28 protein-coding genes are annotated in these 14,956 nt (G+C 62.5%); 17 read left to right on the top strand and 11 right to left on the bottom strand.

Features of this window, described 5'->3' with window-relative positions:
• Window positions 1–533 precede the first annotated feature (533 nt).
• The gene (locus tag DEIPE_RS22070; protein ID WP_015235344.1) at window positions 534–1,949 is read left to right on the top strand and encodes a sensor histidine kinase; all 1,416 of its coding nucleotides are present in this window, start codon (window positions 534–536) and stop codon (window positions 1,947–1,949) included.
• 33 nt (window positions 1,950–1,982) lie between these two features.
• On the opposite strand, the gene DEIPE_RS07305 is transcribed toward DEIPE_RS22070, so the two are convergent.
• The 5 genes from DEIPE_RS07305 to DEIPE_RS07285 all read right to left on the bottom strand — a co-directional run bounded on the left by DEIPE_RS07305 (window position 1,983) and on the right by DEIPE_RS07285 (window position 3,937).
• Complete coding sequence (locus DEIPE_RS07305) at window positions 1,983–2,417, bottom strand: response regulator (protein WP_015235343.1); 435 nt, start codon at window positions 2,415–2,417, stop codon at window positions 1,983–1,985.
• 150 nt (window positions 2,418–2,567) lie between these two features.
• Complete coding sequence (locus DEIPE_RS07300; RefSeq protein ID WP_015235342.1) at window positions 2,568–2,798, bottom strand: hypothetical protein; 231 nt, start codon at window positions 2,796–2,798, stop codon at window positions 2,568–2,570.
• Window positions 2,799–2,889: 91 nt separating this feature from the next.
• Complete coding sequence (locus tag DEIPE_RS07295) at window positions 2,890–3,252, bottom strand: hypothetical protein (RefSeq protein WP_015235341.1); 363 nt, start codon at window positions 3,250–3,252, stop codon at window positions 2,890–2,892.
• Window positions 3,249–3,584 carry a hypothetical protein gene (locus DEIPE_RS07290; RefSeq protein ID WP_015235340.1) on the bottom strand — a complete coding sequence of 112 codons (336 nt, stop codon included), beginning with the start codon at window positions 3,582–3,584 and terminating at the stop codon, window positions 3,249–3,251. Before DEIPE_RS07290 ends, DEIPE_RS07295 begins: the two co-directional genes overlap by 4 nt.
• 50 nt (window positions 3,585–3,634) lie before the next feature.
• Complete coding sequence (locus tag DEIPE_RS07285; protein ID WP_015235339.1) at window positions 3,635–3,937, bottom strand: hypothetical protein; 303 nt, start codon at window positions 3,935–3,937, stop codon at window positions 3,635–3,637.
• A 136-nt stretch (window positions 3,938–4,073) separates the two neighbouring features.
• Between DEIPE_RS07285 and DEIPE_RS07280 the strand changes: the two genes are divergently transcribed.
• Entirely contained in the window at window positions 4,074–4,292 is a 219-nt protein-coding gene (locus DEIPE_RS07280; RefSeq protein WP_245557599.1) for a helix-turn-helix domain-containing protein, read from the top strand.
• A gap of 507 nt (window positions 4,293–4,799) precedes the next feature.
• Here the strand turns inward: DEIPE_RS07280 and DEIPE_RS07275 are convergent.
• Window positions 4,800–5,075: a hypothetical protein gene (locus tag DEIPE_RS07275; protein WP_015235337.1), complete on the bottom strand. Its 276-nt coding sequence runs from the start codon at window positions 5,073–5,075 to the stop codon at window positions 4,800–4,802.
• Between the two features lie 2 nt (window positions 5,076–5,077).
• A complete protein-coding gene (locus tag DEIPE_RS07270; RefSeq protein ID WP_015235336.1) occupies window positions 5,078–5,389 on the bottom strand; it encodes a hypothetical protein in 312 nt (103 codons plus the stop codon).
• An 84-nt stretch (window positions 5,390–5,473) separates the two neighbouring features.
• Here DEIPE_RS07270 and DEIPE_RS24590 point away from each other — a divergent pair, with 84 nt between their 5' ends.
• Window positions 5,474–5,701, top strand: coding sequence for a helix-turn-helix domain-containing protein (locus DEIPE_RS24590; protein WP_015235335.1), 228 nt, complete (start codon window positions 5,474–5,476; stop codon window positions 5,699–5,701).
• A gap of 197 nt (window positions 5,702–5,898) precedes the next feature.
• Here DEIPE_RS24590 and DEIPE_RS07260 read toward each other — a convergent pair whose 3' ends face one another.
• The 4 genes from DEIPE_RS07260 to DEIPE_RS07245 are packed head-to-tail and all read right to left on the bottom strand — an operon-like array spanning window position 5,899 to window position 9,166.
• Window positions 5,899–7,137, bottom strand: coding sequence for a site-specific integrase (locus tag DEIPE_RS07260; protein ID WP_015235334.1), 1,239 nt, complete (start codon window positions 7,135–7,137; stop codon window positions 5,899–5,901).
• Between the two features lie 22 nt (window positions 7,138–7,159).
• Window positions 7,160–7,975 (bottom strand): DUF4393 domain-containing protein, encoded by an 816-nt coding sequence (locus DEIPE_RS07255; RefSeq protein ID WP_015235333.1) that lies wholly within the window; start codon window positions 7,973–7,975, stop codon window positions 7,160–7,162.
• 38 nt (window positions 7,976–8,013) lie between these two features.
• Window positions 8,014–8,655, bottom strand: a complete 642-nt coding sequence (locus DEIPE_RS07250; protein WP_015235332.1) for an ImmA/IrrE family metallo-endopeptidase — start codon at window positions 8,653–8,655, stop codon at window positions 8,014–8,016.
• A gap of 7 nt (window positions 8,656–8,662) precedes the next feature.
• Entirely contained in the window at window positions 8,663–9,166 is a 504-nt protein-coding gene (locus DEIPE_RS07245; protein WP_157448795.1) for a helix-turn-helix domain-containing protein, read from the bottom strand.
• 160 nt (window positions 9,167–9,326) lie between these two features.
• Here DEIPE_RS07245 and DEIPE_RS07240 point away from each other — a divergent pair, with 160 nt between their 5' ends.
• From DEIPE_RS07240 to DEIPE_RS07175, 14 genes are all read left to right on the top strand, one after another.
• A complete protein-coding gene (locus tag DEIPE_RS07240) occupies window positions 9,327–9,587 on the top strand; it encodes a helix-turn-helix transcriptional regulator (protein ID WP_157448794.1) in 261 nt (86 codons plus the stop codon).
• Window positions 9,584–9,955, top strand: coding sequence for a helix-turn-helix domain-containing protein (locus tag DEIPE_RS07235; RefSeq protein ID WP_015235329.1), 372 nt, complete (start codon window positions 9,584–9,586; stop codon window positions 9,953–9,955). The genes DEIPE_RS07240 and DEIPE_RS07235 overlap by 4 nt, the downstream gene beginning before the upstream one ends.
• Before the next feature lie 170 nt (window positions 9,956–10,125).
• Window positions 10,126–10,491 (top strand): hypothetical protein, encoded by a 366-nt coding sequence (locus DEIPE_RS07230; RefSeq protein WP_041230750.1) that lies wholly within the window; start codon window positions 10,126–10,128, stop codon window positions 10,489–10,491.
• Window positions 10,488–10,706 (top strand): hypothetical protein, encoded by a 219-nt coding sequence (locus DEIPE_RS07225; protein ID WP_015235327.1) that lies wholly within the window; start codon window positions 10,488–10,490, stop codon window positions 10,704–10,706. The genes DEIPE_RS07230 and DEIPE_RS07225 overlap by 4 nt, the downstream gene beginning before the upstream one ends.
• Window positions 10,706–10,885: a hypothetical protein gene (locus DEIPE_RS07220; protein WP_015235326.1), complete on the top strand. Its 180-nt coding sequence runs from the start codon at window positions 10,706–10,708 to the stop codon at window positions 10,883–10,885. The genes DEIPE_RS07225 and DEIPE_RS07220 overlap by 1 nt, the downstream gene beginning before the upstream one ends.
• Window positions 10,882–11,106, top strand: a complete 225-nt coding sequence (locus tag DEIPE_RS07215; RefSeq protein WP_015235325.1) for a hypothetical protein — start codon at window positions 10,882–10,884, stop codon at window positions 11,104–11,106. The genes DEIPE_RS07220 and DEIPE_RS07215 overlap by 4 nt, the downstream gene beginning before the upstream one ends.
• Window positions 11,099–11,278, top strand: coding sequence for a hypothetical protein (locus DEIPE_RS07210; RefSeq protein ID WP_015235324.1), 180 nt, complete (start codon window positions 11,099–11,101; stop codon window positions 11,276–11,278). The genes DEIPE_RS07215 and DEIPE_RS07210 overlap by 8 nt, the downstream gene beginning before the upstream one ends.
• On the top strand, window positions 11,275–11,994 hold the full coding sequence (locus DEIPE_RS22980; RefSeq protein WP_015235323.1) for a single-stranded DNA-binding protein: 720 nt from the start codon (window positions 11,275–11,277) through the stop codon (window positions 11,992–11,994). Before DEIPE_RS07210 ends, DEIPE_RS22980 begins: the two co-directional genes overlap by 4 nt.
• Entirely contained in the window at window positions 11,991–12,227 is a 237-nt protein-coding gene (locus tag DEIPE_RS07200; protein ID WP_015235322.1) for a hypothetical protein, read from the top strand. The genes DEIPE_RS22980 and DEIPE_RS07200 overlap by 4 nt, the downstream gene beginning before the upstream one ends.
• The gene (locus DEIPE_RS07195; RefSeq protein ID WP_015235321.1) at window positions 12,224–12,835 is read left to right on the top strand and encodes a hypothetical protein; all 612 of its coding nucleotides are present in this window, start codon (window positions 12,224–12,226) and stop codon (window positions 12,833–12,835) included. The genes DEIPE_RS07200 and DEIPE_RS07195 overlap by 4 nt, the downstream gene beginning before the upstream one ends.
• On the top strand, window positions 12,832–13,050 hold the full coding sequence (locus DEIPE_RS07190; RefSeq protein WP_015235320.1) for a hypothetical protein: 219 nt from the start codon (window positions 12,832–12,834) through the stop codon (window positions 13,048–13,050). The genes DEIPE_RS07195 and DEIPE_RS07190 overlap by 4 nt, the downstream gene beginning before the upstream one ends.
• A 13-nt stretch (window positions 13,051–13,063) precedes the next feature.
• Window positions 13,064–14,185, top strand: coding sequence for a hypothetical protein (locus tag DEIPE_RS07185; protein WP_015235319.1), 1,122 nt, complete (start codon window positions 13,064–13,066; stop codon window positions 14,183–14,185).
• The gene (locus DEIPE_RS07180; RefSeq protein WP_015235318.1) at window positions 14,182–14,613 is read left to right on the top strand and encodes a hypothetical protein; all 432 of its coding nucleotides are present in this window, start codon (window positions 14,182–14,184) and stop codon (window positions 14,611–14,613) included. Before DEIPE_RS07185 ends, DEIPE_RS07180 begins: the two co-directional genes overlap by 4 nt.
• Entirely contained in the window at window positions 14,610–14,942 is a 333-nt protein-coding gene (locus DEIPE_RS07175) for a hypothetical protein (protein ID WP_015235317.1), read from the top strand. Before DEIPE_RS07180 ends, DEIPE_RS07175 begins: the two co-directional genes overlap by 4 nt.
• The last annotated feature ends 14 nt before the right edge of the window (window positions 14,943–14,956 follow it).

Genomic DNA, 14,956 nt, shown 5'->3' with positions numbered 1-14,956 from the left:
GACGCGCTCCATCAGGCGGAGTCGCGCACTCCTCCCAACCTGGCTCTGGCTGCTGGTTTGATGTGCCTGATTCAGCCTCGGAGTGAGGTGGCAGCCATACCGAACATGGCTTGTTGCGTGTGAGCGCACGCTTCGCCGAACACCTGATCGAGCTGAGACCCAGAACTTTCGGCCACCAGGTTCTCTCGGAACCGAACCGAAACGCGGATGACATCTCCATCATGGTGGGACGCTCGCACCCGACAACCCATTCTGACCAGTTCATTCAAGCGAATTTTCTCAGGTGCACTCAACGCCGCCATCCAATTGAATTCAGTCGCTCGAAATTTTGATTTCATTCCTCACAGTAGGTCAATGAACGAACGGCAATACCGGCGCTCCCTGCGAGGTGAAGCTTAAGTATGGGTGAAGTGCACCGTTGTCCCTGGTTTATGGACAAACCCGGAAGTGCTGATCCCGTTCGCTCAGCGGCTCCACGACGATGGATGGCCGTCCCGCACGGTTTTAACTCTGCTCGGTTTTATACTTCCCAGATGACCGACGACACTCTACCCTCTTCGCTCTCGCACAATGACAGCGCGAACTTCGATCGGGAAGGGGCAAGTGAGGCGCGGCGTCACATCGGCGCCGCCGGAGCGGAACAGAGTTCGGCACTGGAGCGCATCATCACCATCGGACGAGGTCAGGCGGACATCACCGTCGCCCTGCGGCAGGTGGCCGAGTCATTACGGCGGCAGGATCCCACGAGATCAACGGCAGAAGTGCAGACTTTGATGGACACCGCGCGCAGACAACTGGCCGCTGTGGCGCACCTGGAGGGCGTAGTGGGGGCAGCGCTGCGCAAAGTGACCACCACGCCCGTTGAGCACATCAGCGCGCAAGTCCTGCAAGGCATCAGCGATACCGCCCACGAACAGCTCGCCAACCTCGAACAATTGATCGCCGAGGCACAGGACAACACCAGCTCAGCCCAGCAGGTCGCGGAGCTCGAGCGCATTGGGGATAAGGTTCACACGGCCCTCCAGGACAACGAGATGGAGCAGGTGGCCGAACCCGTGGCGTCCCTCAGCCTGGCCGTGCAGCATACCGTGGAAGAGATCGCCAGGCTGGACCTCGAAAGCATGTTCAGTGACCTGACCGACGCGGCCGCTCGCCTGGCCTTGGGTCACCTGGGGGAGACCGTGCCTGAACCGCGGATGGTCGAAGGTGTCGCCCTGGCCCGCAGCTTGAACCACATCGCGGCGTCCCTGGCGAGGTCACGCGAGGAACGTCTCAGCAACAACCGCGACCTCGAAGGCTTCGCGCGGGCAGCCGCGCATGACCTGCAGGAACCGCTCAGGACCATCGGGATGTATGCTTCGCTGTTCCACCACCGTTACGCCGAAGCGCTCGATGATCAGGGACGGCAGTACCTCGAGGTGATTCAGGACGCCCTGAAACGTGAACGCGAGCTGGTCCATGACCTGCTGGAGTTCGCGCGCCTCGGGGCGGCCGAACCGCATCGGGGGGATGCGGACGCCAACTTGATCGTGACGCAGGTCATCGGTGAGTATGCCCCGTTGATCGCGGCCACCAACGCCACGGTGACCATCGCGCCGTTACCCATGGTGCATGCGGACAGTGTTGAATTTTTGCAGTTGTGGCGGCATCTGATCGGGAACGCGCTGAAGTTCCGGCGTCACGACGTCGCGCCGGTGATCGAGGTGCGGGTCACCCATGACACTGAGGCCTGGCAGTTCGTGGTCGAGGATAACGGCATTGGCTTTGATCAGCAGTACGCCGAGCGGGTCTTTGGGATGATGGAGCGGTTGCACACCACCCTGCGCTTCGAGGGCAGTGGTCTGGGACTGGCCATCTGCAAGAAAATCGTGGAGCGGGCAGGCGGTCGCTTGTGGGTGGAATCGACGTTGGGGAGCGGCAGCACGTTTCACTTCACCTGGCCCAAGTGAAGCGTGGAGCGTTGACGCTTGCGTCGCCCGTACTTACATGGCCAGGCTGTCTGACTGAAGCCAGCGGCTGGTCAGGTTCCCGACCAGGCTGACGAAATCCTGAAAGTCCCCCGGCTTGACCAGGTAATCTTCGGCGCCGAGCGCGGCACAAGCTTCACGGTCCCGCTCTGCATCTGAGGTGGTGAAAATCACGACAGGGATGTGGGCCAGGGTTTCGTCGTGCTTGATGGCTTTCAACAGCTCCAGGCCATTCATTCGAGGCATGTTCAGGTCCGTCAGGATCAGCTGGGGGAAGCCCACAGGTCGCTCGGCGTGACGGCCAGCGCGGTAAAGGAAATCGAGCGCGTCTCTTCCGTCATTGGTGATGGCCACTTCCTGATCGAGGCCGGTGGCTTCGAAGGCGAGCGTAGCCATGAAGACATCATTTGGATCGTCCTCGATGAGCAGCATCATGGGTGCGCGCTTCATGACGGCTGACCAGAGGACCAGAAAGCCAGCTGGGAGACTATGCCTGACATAAGGGAATAGTAATCTATTCTTCACCAAAGAGACGTAAGAGTTGTCAGCAGAATGAGCTGAGAAGTACAAGTTTGACGAGCAGGCTGACGGTGCGGCAGGTCAGCGGCACAAAAGCTCCTGCGCCCGCTCGCGCTCTTCTGCCGAACTCCCCACCCGTGAGGCCAGAACCACAGGCCCACACCACGGCGCGTACATCCGCAGATCCAGCTTGGCCAGCCGCGTTCCCACCACGTTGTGAGGCAGCACATCGAGGCCCTCCTCGTTCACATACACGTCCCAGTTCGTCAGTGCATGCCAGGCCGGGGAGACGTACTCGACATAACCGCCCACGGATCCTTTAACACGGCGAGCAGCGCGTCGTCCTCCTTAGGCCAGGGACGTTCCTCCCGTCGCCCATCCGGGTGCAGGATGATCAGGCGCGTCACGCTTCCACCGTCCAAACGTGCGTCAGCACCTCGTCATCCCGCACCTCGACGCTTACTATGTGACCCATCACCCGCGCGAGCATCGCCGCTTCACGCACGGCCGGCATCGCCGAAGGTTCCACCAGCACTTCCAGCACCTGAGTACCATGCACCACGACGACCTCCCAGGGTTCCACCCAAGGGTCAGGAAGGCGCAGCTGCACACCCTCCAACACCTGAGCCTGCCCCTGCCGGGCGCCCACGTCAGCGCGCCGCACGATCACGAGGCCAGCCTTTTCGAGCTTTGCGACGCGCGCCTCGCCCACGACCTCCACCGCAACTGCCCGACCTGCGGCGACCTGCTCCTTGCTGATCTTCACGCGGTTCCTTCCTTCACGGAGCTTTCGCGCAGGCGCAGGGCCAGTTTAAGCGCGTCGAGGTCAGCCACGGCGAGGTCGAAGTCGAGCCGCGCTGCGCGTGTTTCCTGCTCGGCCTCTTCGAGGGCTTCGTGATCTTCGTGCAGGTCGACCAGCAGCCGGGCCTGGCGTTCGCTCTCGTTCTTGCCAGGTACGCCTTCCAGCAGCTTCTCTGCCTCGTGGTATTCGAGCGTGAGACGCTTGTCAGCTTCGTTGTCGATCGCGGCGTGCAGGCGCACGCGGGCTTGCTTCACTTTGGCGGTGGTGTGTTCGATGGTCGTTTCGGTCAGGTTCATGGTGCGCTCCAGGTGGGGGAGAGTGGGGGCCGAAGCCCCCGCGTGGCGTCTCAGGCGGCGTAGTCGCTGCGGCAGTTGCGGGCGGCCATGATGCGCACTTCGTAGTTCTCACCCATACGCAGGCCCACTTCACCGAGCTTGATGTGGGGCGCGATGCCCACCATGGCGTCGAATGCGTCGACGGCCCAGGTGTCCCACTGCTCGAAGCTGGGGACGGTGACGCGGCTCTCGCCGTCCTTGACGATCGTGACGGTCAGGTCGCTGTTGAGGATGACCTGTTCGCCCTGGTTGCTGCGCTCGAAGATGACCCCGGGGCGGGGCTGTTTGATGTAGGGGGTGCTAAGATCGTCCATAGTTCTCTCCGGGAGAGGGGATTTCAAAGAAGGCGCGTTGATCTTTGCGGAGAGGCGCGCCTTCTTTGATGCCTGTATTGTAAACCTTTGGGGTTGACTTGTCAATCCGTGAGGTTTACTCTTGTACTGTAAGGAGGTGAGGACTATCGAACAGGAATTGCTCGAGCAAATCAAACAGGTCATGCGCCAAAGTGGGAAGACGCAAGCTGACTTCGCCGCTCATCAAGAGACAAGTAGGCAAGCGGTAAACCCGTACTTCAGTGGCAAAAAATCCTTGCTCACCGAAACCGGCAAAGACCTTTTGGACTTTCTGGGTGTCAGCATTCAACTCATTCCGAAGGGAGACAAGCAGTGACACAGGGCGTGAATCCCATGCGCGACCTGAATGTGCCCCTGCAGCAGGCTTTTCCCGAGAAGTTAACCAGCTGAAACAGCTGAAGTACTCGATGCGTTCAATCGGGAAATCATCATCCGACCCAACGAGAAGTAAACTGGGTCATGTCTTCCGAGCCAACGAAAGTCATTCGCGATTGGCGCATTGAGCGCGACCCTGAGGGCGCGAAACGTCAACGCGATTGGCTGAGGGCCATGGCGCCTCAAGCCTTCGCTGCAGCAGAGAAGCCGCAAATCACTGAAACACTTACTCCCGGATCCGAGCATCTCAGGCGCAAGGTCGAGCGCTAGTCGAAGAACAGACGTGCAGAAGTGCGGCCCCAGAATAATTGCTGGGGCCGCACTTCTGTTCGGTCAGCGGTTCCTTGCTCGCTGCCGCAACGAGTCAAGCGATCGCGCGCGTTTCAAAACCCGAGAGCTTACCACCACCACTCGTGCTGCCCCGACCAGCAGCAGCAGCATCCCGGCTTCAAGAAGCAGCATGATCACTTCTCCTGGCCAGCACTTCCCACTCGCTGAGCAAGGCAGCGAGTGAATCGAATACCGTCATGCGCGGGTCGTCCCAGCGGCCCAACATCCGCACCTGCGTCCGCGTGAGGTAGCCTGGCAGCTCCTCAAAACGCACCGTGACATGCCCGAACACCAGCTCGACCAGACCGCGCAGCTGCTCTTCAGCCTCGGCACGTTGAGCCGGTTCGAGCGCACTGCAGTCGTACTGAACCAGCAGCAAAGGCGAGAACTTCATACTCAGGGCAGCGTGAGGAACGGCTCGGCGTCGAAGTCTTCCATCAGCAGGTCAATACAGCTGTTGACGTGCGCGCGCACCTCGCTGGTTTTCATAGGCCACTGTCCGTCGACGCGCACGTCGATCGTCTTGGATTCGACGACAACCACCTCGACGCCCGGCCACTTCTTGTGGATCATCGGGGTGAGTTGCTCCTGCACACTGGCAATCATGGCGTCCGTGTCGAGCCGAGGGCCGGGCTTGGGTTTGCCTTTGCTGTCTCGCTCGGGGATGGGCTGGCTGATCATGAATTTGACAGTGATTTTTTTGCTCATAGCGTAATCGTGCGATATCGGAGGCACCCGATACAAGTAAGCAAAACGGCTTAAAGCGAGGCACTGAGGCGCGAGCCGACTGACGTGTCACCCAAAACAACGCCCCCACCAGTCGCGGGTGGGGGCGTTGTTTTGTTGGTCAGCGGCTGCTGGCGATCTGGTAGAGGGCGTTTCCGGCAGCTCGGCCTCAGCCGCACCTATCTCAACCACGTGCTCACCGGCCGCAGTCCCCTGCCGCTCGACCTGCTCGACCGCCTGGCCGAAGCGCTCGACTTGGAGCTCGAACTGCGCGAAAAACAATCCACTCCATGACGGCAACAGTGACGGCAAGCCACCCGAAAAACCCCCGGAACACGCAACAAAAAAATGTTGCCGTCCCTTGGCAACACCCCTAAAAACCCCACTCCCAGGAACACCCCGGAATAGAAAAACAGTGTCTCAGCGAGTCTCCTAAGCCCTAGGCCACAGGTTCGATTCCTGTCGAGCGCACCAGCACCAGGACGTGTTTTTTACGACGCGTCCTTTTCTTTTTTCTCCGGCGTGGGGAGATCGTGGGTAGACGAAGCAGAATTCGCTTCCCGAGTGGTCTCCTCCAGGAGGTCGAGGCCATACAGATGGTCGGCCCCTATGGCGGCCGCGCGACGCTGTTCGTCATTGGTGTGCACGTACGTCTGCAGCGTAAAGGCGATGTTCGTGTGTCCCATGCGCTCACCGATCAGCTTCACCGGCACGCCCTTCTCATAGGCGATCGAGGCGTAGGTGTGCCGCAGGTCGTAGAGACGCACCCGGGGAACCTGCGCGGCTTCCATCAGGTCCCGGAAGGCCTTAGCGAGGCGGGACTCTGCGGCGGCCGTGCCGATCGACGAGGGGAACACCAGGTCGTGGTCCTGCCACTTGCGGCTCTCGCTCTTGTCCGCCAGTTGCCGCTCGAGCGCCTGGCGTTCACGCCACGCCTGCAGGACCTGAACGGTGCCTTCGTCAAGCGCCACGTCGCGCCAGCCGGCGCGCGTCTTGGGTGGTCCGAAGTGCGCTTTGCCGGTGATGTACGTGCAGGTCTGCCGCACGTGAATCACGCCGAGTTCGCGCTCCTGCACTTTGCGCAGTTCGACGTCGCTCCAGCGCAGGCCGAGCATTTCCTCGCGCCGCAGGCCGGTCGTGAGGTTGACGTGCACGTACGCGTACAGCCGGTGGTCGGTGTCACGCGCATAGCGCAGCAGCTGCGCGGCTTCTTTGCTGGTCCACACCAGGATCAGGCCACGCTCCAGCTTGGGTGCCCGGACGGGTGCGGCCGGATTGCGGGCGAGCAACTCGAGCCGGGTGGCTTCGCCCAGGGCGGCCTTCAGCCGGCTCATGGTCTTGCGGTTCTGGTACGGCGTCCGTTCCTTGCTCCATTTGTTCAGTGCCGCCTGGATCGACACAGGCGTCAGTTCACGCAGGCGCACGTGGCCGAACCGCTCGCGCACCGGCTTGAGGGCCTTGGTGTAATCGTGGTCCGTGTTGGCGCGAATCGAGAGCGAGGCGAGATACTGGTCGAGCCACTCATCGACCGTGATCTTGGTGGGTTCGACCAGCAGCCCGGATTCGTGCGCCGTGGCCTGATCTCGCAGCCAGGCCTGCGCCTGCTTCTTCGTTTCAAAGGACTTGGAGATCCGCCGCGGCGTACCGTTGGCGTGATAACCCACGACGAAGCGCGCGCGGTACCGGCCGCTTGGCAGCTCCTCGATGTTGCCTTCACCCTTGCCGCGCACTGAATTTACCTCGCTTCCGCTTTCAGATGACGCATGCGCGCATGAATTCTCTGCCGAACTCGGTGACGAAAAAGAGTCCACGGGCAGCGACCAGCGTCCCAGGAGGTCTTGTTTCTCCAAGAGCTACCAATTCGATGGTTTCTCCCTCGACTCGTATCCTCTCCATGAGCTTCTCGTACACGCCAGGGGCCGTCAGGTGGCGAGTCATATCGATTGCTATAAGCCCCAATCGTGCGATGTTGTTGAGGTAGGTTTCGACCTTGTCGGGGAACTCGCAGCTGGCATCCAGTGCAAGGGGCGACCACACCTCCTTGATGTTGACTTGACCCCCACCTTCAGCCGAACGGCTGATTGAAACGGCGGGCATGACGGTCTTCGAACTCGAAGCTAGATGTCGAAGCAATTTGGCTTCGTCCTGGGTGAGCTGTCTGATAATTTCGACGAAAGCAGGATGAGTGTCGTTTCGAGTGTCAACATTGCTGGCGCTCGCGAGGAGATTGACAAACATCCGGCGAAGCTCATCTTGGTGAATGGTGTAACTGAGAGCCTGTAGTGCAGGACCACTGATGGTTGGGTCTGGCGCTTCAAGTTTCTCGGGGGGGGTGTCGCGAATCCGCTCTGCGTATTCCTCTTCAAATCGATCGATGTTGTGCTGTGCCTTGATACCCAGCATGATAAAAGGCTGCATGATCCACGTTAGGATGCCTCCCAACCCACGGCCCAGCGATCTGGCGCTTGGTTGTATCGCATCGTCGTAAATGGGGACTTCTCTAGCGAGCGTTGCAATTGCTGTGGCAGTCGACTGTATGGGGTTTTCGCTGTTTGTCTCTTCGGGCATGAGCCACCTTTGATCTGAACCAGAATGCTATGGGTTATTTACCTGCCAACGAAAACACCGACACTGCGCCCAGGCTTGAAGGTGCGCAGGCTGATTTCGGGAAACTCGATCGCAGGCTCGGGAATCCTGGCGCCCCGGTAGATCGGTATCAATGTGCCGAACGCGGCTGTGTCGAGGATGTAGCTGCCGGCGGTTGAGAAAGCGAAGCGGGGCTCACGGGCATCCTGGAACACCCAGCGCCGGAGGGCCGAGCCAAGGGATGCGCCACTACGCTTGGCCATGTAGAGAATGGCGGCCGGCGAGTCGCCGTGACGTTGCAGGGCCTCCTCGAGGAGCGGTGTTGGAATCTGAAGGACGGCCACGGTGAGGTGCGCGAGATTCTCCATGGCTTGCAGGGCGTAGTTTTTGTCGCTGCATTCGCTCAGGAGCTGCGCTTCGATGCCACTCCAGCGGATGAACAGGTGACCGAGTTCGTGCAGTCCGACGCGCGAGTGGGACCAGCCGTAGAGGTGAGGCTCGAGCACGATGGTGGGCGTGGGACCAGGGACAAAGCTGTTTTCCAGTCCGGGTTTGATCCGGACACCAAGGGATTCGCTGAGCAGCCGGAAGTTCAGTTCGTAGTCGTGGAGGGCGTGAAGTTTCTCGACATACGCGACGTAGGAAGCTGGCAGGTCGTCCACGGGGGCCTTAGGTGCCGATCCAACTGGCAATGGAGAGGTAGTAGGCGAGCCATTGGCTGGCACTCTGGGGACCACGACCGGTGTAGAAACGGGCAAGTGCGAGCTGCTGCTGGATCTTGGGGTCACGCAGCGGTGGGTAGTCCTCGCCGTACTTCCGAATTGCTTCTTCGAGACCGGGTGGCAAGTCGTCGAGGAGAAGCTGATCTGCAAGCTCTCCTTGATGTTTGTAGCCCTTCAAAGCATTGACGCCGCCCGGCGCACGAATCAAATTCGGCTTGAGCATCAGCATTTCGTCCTCAGTCAGACGCAGTACTTCGGCAACGATCCCGAAGTACTCACTGCGACCGATATGGTGGCGACCATTCTCAAGACTGCTGAGGTAAGTGACATTCTTGATACCGGTCCGCTCGACCATCTGCTCCTGCGTTAGCCCTATCTCCTCGCGGCGGCGCTGGATAAATGCTCCTGCTTCAGTAGAGGACAGCCACTGTGGTTTCTCTTTAATTGCCATGCGAGCGAGGACCCCCATCAGAAGCGGTTGGTGGATGGAGGCGTGGTTAGCGTGTCCCATAACCTCCAGTTACGAGACACCATAAGTTATGGTTTCCCATAAGAGAATGCTTATGTGGGAGGGCCTTTACAAATTGGTTACGGAGGTCCATAATTCGATCATGCCTCAGCTGATCGAAAATAACGTCGTTGGACAGAATATTCGGCGCTATCGTCAGGCAGCGAATCTCAACCAGGAGGAGCTTGCTGAGCGTGTCTGGGGCGATCCGCGCCGAAAAGGTGAGGTCAGTGTTCTAGAGAACGGCAAGCAAGTTCCTACACTTGCTCAATTGGACAAGATCGCTGCTGCCTTAAATATTGCTGCAGCTGACTTATTGACCTCCGTAACCAACAATGACGAATTGGCACGGGTGCCTGCGTGAGCCTGGACGAACTGATCGCTGAACAGGTGCAGACCGCAGTCGCTCGCGTCGTCGAGCGGCACCTTGAACGTCTCGCCCTGCCCGCCACACAAAGCGATCTGCAGAACGACACCGTCTTTACGGTGCCCGAACTCGCTGCCTACCTGCGCGTCGGGAAGAACGCTGCCTACGCGCTGTGCAACCAGACGCCCCCTCCATTCCCGGTTCGGCGTATTGCGGGCCGGGTCGTGATTTCCAAACGTGCCGTGGACCGATGGCTCGAAGCGGGCGATGAGCCGCTGAGCGGTGACGCTCCACGCGTCGTTTTTACCCCTGCCCAAAGCGCCCCGCGAGGCGTGAAGGCAGCGGCGCCACTGGGGCGTCGCTGAGCAAAAAACATCCGCGCATCTCGGTGTGATCGCAGGCAAGCAGATCACCGAACGCGCGGGACGGACTGGAGGTCCTGATGAACACAGTAGCAGCCTCAACCCCCCTCTCACAATTAGGAAACGCCGAGAAGTCCCTTAAGCGGCCTTCACTTGCTCGGGTCCCAAGCGCTGTGCGCTGCACTCTCTGCGGCCGCGCCCTTCGTGACGGAGGTATCGATGTCCCCGGCCTGGGCATCCTCGGCCCCGACTGCGCCACCCACGCGGCGGCCCTGCAGCTGCACCTGATCAAGCACGACCTCGCCGGTCTGATGACTGAGACCGGCATTCAGATCAGCGGCACGCTCAGCGCCGACAGGACGCTGCCCAGCTGCGCCAACGAGATGCGTGCTCTGCGCCTCAAAGCCGAACGCGCCGGGCTGACCCTCCGTTGCACCTGGCAGCCCGGCCTCGCGGGCGCCATCACCTTTACGTACCACGCCAAGCCTGGCCAGCTGCTTCACAAGCTGGCGCTGCGCGTGAGCAGGAAGGCTGCATGACCGCACTCCAGCACCACGAACACGACGCCTTCGACGATGCGCCCCTTTCTGCGTATCACACCGCTGAATTCTGGCTCGACGACGAAACCCTGCTGGAGATGCGTCTCGACCGCCTGGTGCGCGCCCTGCTGGCCGAACTGTACGGCCCGCGGTGCTGCGACTGCGGCAAGGCGAGCTTCGTGATCTGCCCCGACTGCCTGGAGCGGCGCCGTTGATGGGCCGCTTCCTGCTGGCCCTGATCGTCGTGGCTGCGGCCATCAAAGCGATGGCCGCGGGCCTCGCCGCACCCCATAATCCCCACCTACTCGTCGACGCCGCCCTGTACACCGCCCTCGCCATTGTGGGCGGCAAGGCCCTCTCACAGGCCATCGCCTGGAAAGGAGCGCGCTCGTGATCAAGCGCCAGACCATCATCATGACCCCCGAGAGCCGGGGCTGCACCATTGACCACGACCACGCGCATCGGGTGCTGTTCGAGCGTGGTGTGCTGCACGAACGCCCCTCACCAAACGCGCGTTGGCTTGCTGAGCGCGGCATCGGCAGCATCACCGTCCGCACGGGCCGCCGTGTCGTCGAGCGCCGTGAGTTCCGACTCCGGGACGTGGCGCATGAGTGACCCCACCCCGGAGCAAGACCTGAGGGACCTGCGCCATCTGCTGGCCCAGATCCGCCACAAGGAAGCGGAACTGACCGACCTGCGCGGCGATCTGTACGCCGTCCTTGGTCGCCTGGCACTCGCCATCCAGACCACGCCACTTCCGGCACCGAAAGAGAGCGTGAGCGCGTGAGTGGCCAACTGCACCTCACCGGCCCGCTCGGTGAGCAGATCACCGTGGCGTTCGAAGAGGGCGGTCAGTTCCGCGCGCTCGCCCAGTGGGGCGCGCAGGGCTATCACTCCGGAGAGATCCCTGCCGGTGGCTTCCAGCTGCCACTGGAGAACGAAAGCGACTTCCACTGGGCGCTGCTGGGCGGGCGTAAGTTCACGAGCGATGACGGCGACGCCTGCGTGTGGTGCCGTGGGCACGTCTGGAAGCGCCGGGAACTTGCTGCGGTCGATACCCGGAAGATGCGCCTGCCCGCGGCGGTGAAGTACTCGCGTGGGGCCAAGCCCACTGACCCGCCGCACCTGGTCGAGACCGGTGAAGGGGACATCGGCTATGTGGCCCTCGCAGTGTTCCGAGGTGGCCGCCGTGACGAGCGCTTCGCCCTGCCCGGCAGGGCCTCCCAGAAAGCCCCACCGGTTGAGCCGCCGTCGATCCCATCGGCCCGGCCTGTGCCCCACCTGAACCACGTCGAGGAAGGCGCCCAGTGGCAGGACCTGCAGGGCACGGCCGACGTCGAGGGAAACCGAGACGAACTCACCGAGCAGCTCCTCGACGCGCTCGGCAAGAAAGGCCTGGCGCGCGACGCGTACCGGCGCGACGTGCTGGGCAAGCTCGACATCAGCGAGCTGCAGAAACGCCACGCGCAGGCCTTGGTGGCCGGGAATGGGGGCCGCTCGTGACTCAGGCCGCGACGCACTTTCTGGTGTCGCGGGACGCGGCAGGCAAGTGGTTCGGCTGCTCGGCGGACCTGCCAGGAGTCCGTGAGACCTTCCGGTCCGTGCACGAAGCCGCTGGACGGGTCGTGACGACCCTCACCTACGACGAGGTAGTGGAGCTGATCACCCCAAAGCCACGGGCGGTCACCATGGCGACCAGCTGGCGCCAGCCGAGCCTGTTCGGGAGTCTGGCGTGAGCCTCACCGGGCTGCTCGGGCAGGCGCTGTCGGCCGCCATGGCGACCGGTGAGCGTCAGGACCGGGTGCTCGCCGGTGGGTTGTGCGTGCGGGTGTACGCCGATCCTCCGCGGGTGCTGCTGTGGCGTGACGGTGTCGTGCCGGGCATCACGGAAGCGCAGGTGATTGCCCGGGATCTCGGCTGGCCAGCGGGTCAATACGAGGTCGTGACGCACGAGTGGAGTGGCGTGTGGACGGGCCGGCCTGCCGGCATGGTCGTGCGGCAGCTGCGCACCACGCTTCACGACCAGGATCCCCGGCTGAACTGGACTCCAGAGGACCTCGAGGTGTGCGGCACTTGCGGCCGCTGGGCGCCGGAGCTGGATGGCAGCGCCCTTGGGGCCTGCGAGCTGGGCTGGGCCGCGCATGACGCGTTCGATGAACTGGTGTTCGTCAGCCTGCACGACAAGAAGCAGAAGCCGTACGGTCCACCGCACCCGAACCTGCCTCAACCCCTCACCAGCCGGGGCTGCCACTGCCGCGCCCTGCAGGGCGGTAAGCCCGGCTGGATCCCGGCCGCACCGCTCGCCGCGTCAAGCACCACGGCGCCGAAAGGACGGCCATTGTGACGCGCACTCTGCCCGGCTTCGACCGTGAGCTCGCGATGGACGAGATCGTCGCGGCGGCCGCCAACCGTGGCGCCTGCCTGACCTGGCAGGACGTGATCAGCGCCCGCCAGCGCGAAGCCCTCGCCGAACTGTCCGACTACGAGCTGCACCAGGAGCTGCTGCGCTCCCGCTTCTTCTACACCCGGCCCGCGCCGATCGTCGCCTCGCCGTCCTGAAAGGAATTTACCCGTGGGTATTCGTGCCATCGATAAAGTTTTTGAGTACAGCCGCCAGAAGGGCAGCAAGTTGCTGCTGCTTGTGGCAATCGCCGACAACGCCAAGGATGACGGCTCGGGCGCCTGGCCCGGGCGCGACACCCTGGCCCGCAAGGCCCGCGTGGGCCTCGAGTACGTCGATGTCCTGATCCAGGAGCTGGTGACCGCTGGGGAGCTGCGGGTGCACGTCCGTGGCGCGCCGAACGGCAAGACGGACATGTACGACATCCTCTACCCGGCCGTACCGTACAGCGATGAGTTGTACGTGGCCGAGCGGCAGGCCCGGGTGACACGCAAACGGGCGGCAGGCAAGACCACCGCAGGCAAGCCGCGCGCCAAGAAACGCAACAGCCATAAAAAGTTTTTACGCCTTCAGGAGGCCGTGAAAGACGGCCAGTGGGCCACCTCGGATAAAAAGTTTTTACCTTTCGATAAAAACTTTTTACGGAACGGTAAAAACTTTTTATGCCAAACGTGGCCTGAGATTGCGCCAGGAGCGGCTGGAGTGGGTGCAGAACCGTCAGTTGAACCGTTACTTGAACCGTCAGAGAGAGAGTACGTTCCTGAACTTGAATGCCAGGCGACCGACGTTCGCGCGCTCGAACTTCAGGCTGCGCCTCAGGAAACAGCAGCGCCTGACGGCGCACCCGCTGACGCGGGCAGTGCAGCAACTGCGTTGACCGTTTCGGGAGACGAACTCGAGCCACCCGTGGGCGTGAACGGAAGGCCGCCAGGTGGGGGAGAGGTTCCGCCGGCGCCGGCCGGGCCGACCAGCGAAGTGCAGCTGCGCCGCGCGTTCGGTGCGCCGTTCCTGCGAGCCCTCCTCGAGGAGTTTGCCGACCGGCCCCGGTGGCTGGAGCTCGATTCGGATTGGGTGGCCCGGCAGGTGCAGGCCAAGCGCGCCGAGTACGCCGGCAAGACCTGGCGCACGCCCCTGATTGCCGCCCTCGATGCGGCCGTGGCGCCCAAAGCCAGCCCGAAACCCGAGAGCCAGGTCACGCAGAAGCGCGTGGCGGCCGGTGATCAGGTCAAGGAAATTCTCAGCCGGGCCCGCAACGCGGGTGCGCCGGTCGGCTCGCAAGGAGGCGCGTCGTGACCCAGGAAGCCGAGTCGGTGTGGGATGTCCTGAGGCGCCACCCGGTCGCCGCGCAGGCGCTGGCCACCTCGCTGCAGCACCGCGAAGTCAAGAAGCCTCGCCCTGTCAGCCCGGCACAACAGGCCGAGTGCCCGCACTGCCGTGCCGAGGGTGTGACCGTGACGATCCGTGAGCACACCTACACCCGCCGTCGTGAGGATTGCTGTCAGATGGCCCTCTACGAAGCTGCCGAGAGCGCGCTGCGTTACTCCAGCAATCCGTCGAGCGATCCGGATGAGCGCGTGGAGGCCGCGCTGCGCTACGTCGAAATCAAGGAACGGGTGCGCCTGCCGAGCCTGCTGACGAAGCTGCACCTGCTCGAGCAGCATTACGCCACGGTCGACGAACGCCAGCAGGGCCTCAGCCGCCCGCAGGGCGGCACGCAGTGATCCTCTACAGCGCCACGCCCAGCAAGCTGTTCCTGCGCACCCTCACCGGCATCACGCTGTTCCTGTGCTGGCTGCCCATGTGCGCCGGCTTCCTGGACGCCACATCAGTCCGGCCTGGCCGCACAACTCGCCGGCGGAGCGAAATGGAGGACGGCTCTGGCGGCATCGAGAACCCAGGACAGCTCGCCGTGGCCACCCTGCTTTTCCTGGGAGGCGCCGTGGGAGGCTGGGAAGCGCTCGACCGCATCGATCGCATGAAGACACCCGTCCGGAAGCCTCGTGGTTGGAGCGCACCTGAAGAGCTCCAGCTGCTCGAAGCGGCCGACTGACTTGAGAGGAACGA

Source organism: Deinococcus peraridilitoris DSM 19664, assembly GCF_000317835.1.
Classification (GTDB): Bacteria; Deinococcota; Deinococci; order Deinococcales; family Deinococcaceae; genus Deinococcus_A; species Deinococcus_A peraridilitoris.
Note: the sequence above shows the minus strand (reverse complement) of the source record. Positions and strands in the feature narration are given on the sequence as shown.

What these genes read in the sequence shown, in the direction of transcription:
- DEIPE_RS22070 (WP_015235344.1), top strand. Translation starts at nt 534, where the DNA reads ATGACCGACGACACTCTACCCTCTTCGCTCTCGCACAATGACAGCGCG.
- DEIPE_RS07305 (WP_015235343.1), bottom strand. Translation starts at nt 2,417, where the DNA reads ATGAAGCGCGCACCCATGATGCTGCTCATCGAGGACGATCCAAATGAT.
- DEIPE_RS07290 (WP_015235340.1), bottom strand. Translation starts at nt 3,584, where the DNA reads ATGAACCTGACCGAAACGACCATCGAACACACCACCGCCAAAGTGAAG.
- DEIPE_RS07285 (WP_015235339.1), bottom strand. Translation starts at nt 3,937, where the DNA reads ATGGACGATCTTAGCACCCCCTACATCAAACAGCCCCGCCCCGGGGTC.
- DEIPE_RS07275 (WP_015235337.1), bottom strand. Translation starts at nt 5,075, where the DNA reads ATGAAGTTCTCGCCTTTGCTGCTGGTTCAGTACGACTGCAGTGCGCTC.
- DEIPE_RS07270 (WP_015235336.1), bottom strand. Translation starts at nt 5,389, where the DNA reads ATGAGCAAAAAAATCACTGTCAAATTCATGATCAGCCAGCCCATCCCC.
- DEIPE_RS07255 (WP_015235333.1), bottom strand. Translation starts at nt 7,975, where the DNA reads ATGCCCGAAGAGACAAACAGCGAAAACCCCATACAGTCGACTGCCACA.
- DEIPE_RS07245 (WP_157448795.1), bottom strand. Translation starts at nt 9,166, where the DNA reads ATGGCAATTAAAGAGAAACCACAGTGGCTGTCCTCTACTGAAGCAGGA.
- DEIPE_RS07240 (WP_157448794.1), top strand. Translation starts at nt 9,327, where the DNA reads ATGCCTCAGCTGATCGAAAATAACGTCGTTGGACAGAATATTCGGCGC.
- DEIPE_RS07225 (WP_015235327.1), top strand. Translation starts at nt 10,488, where the DNA reads ATGACCGCACTCCAGCACCACGAACACGACGCCTTCGACGATGCGCCC.
- DEIPE_RS07220 (WP_015235326.1), top strand. Translation starts at nt 10,706, where the DNA reads ATGGGCCGCTTCCTGCTGGCCCTGATCGTCGTGGCTGCGGCCATCAAA.
- DEIPE_RS07210 (WP_015235324.1), top strand. Translation starts at nt 11,099, where the DNA reads ATGAGTGACCCCACCCCGGAGCAAGACCTGAGGGACCTGCGCCATCTG.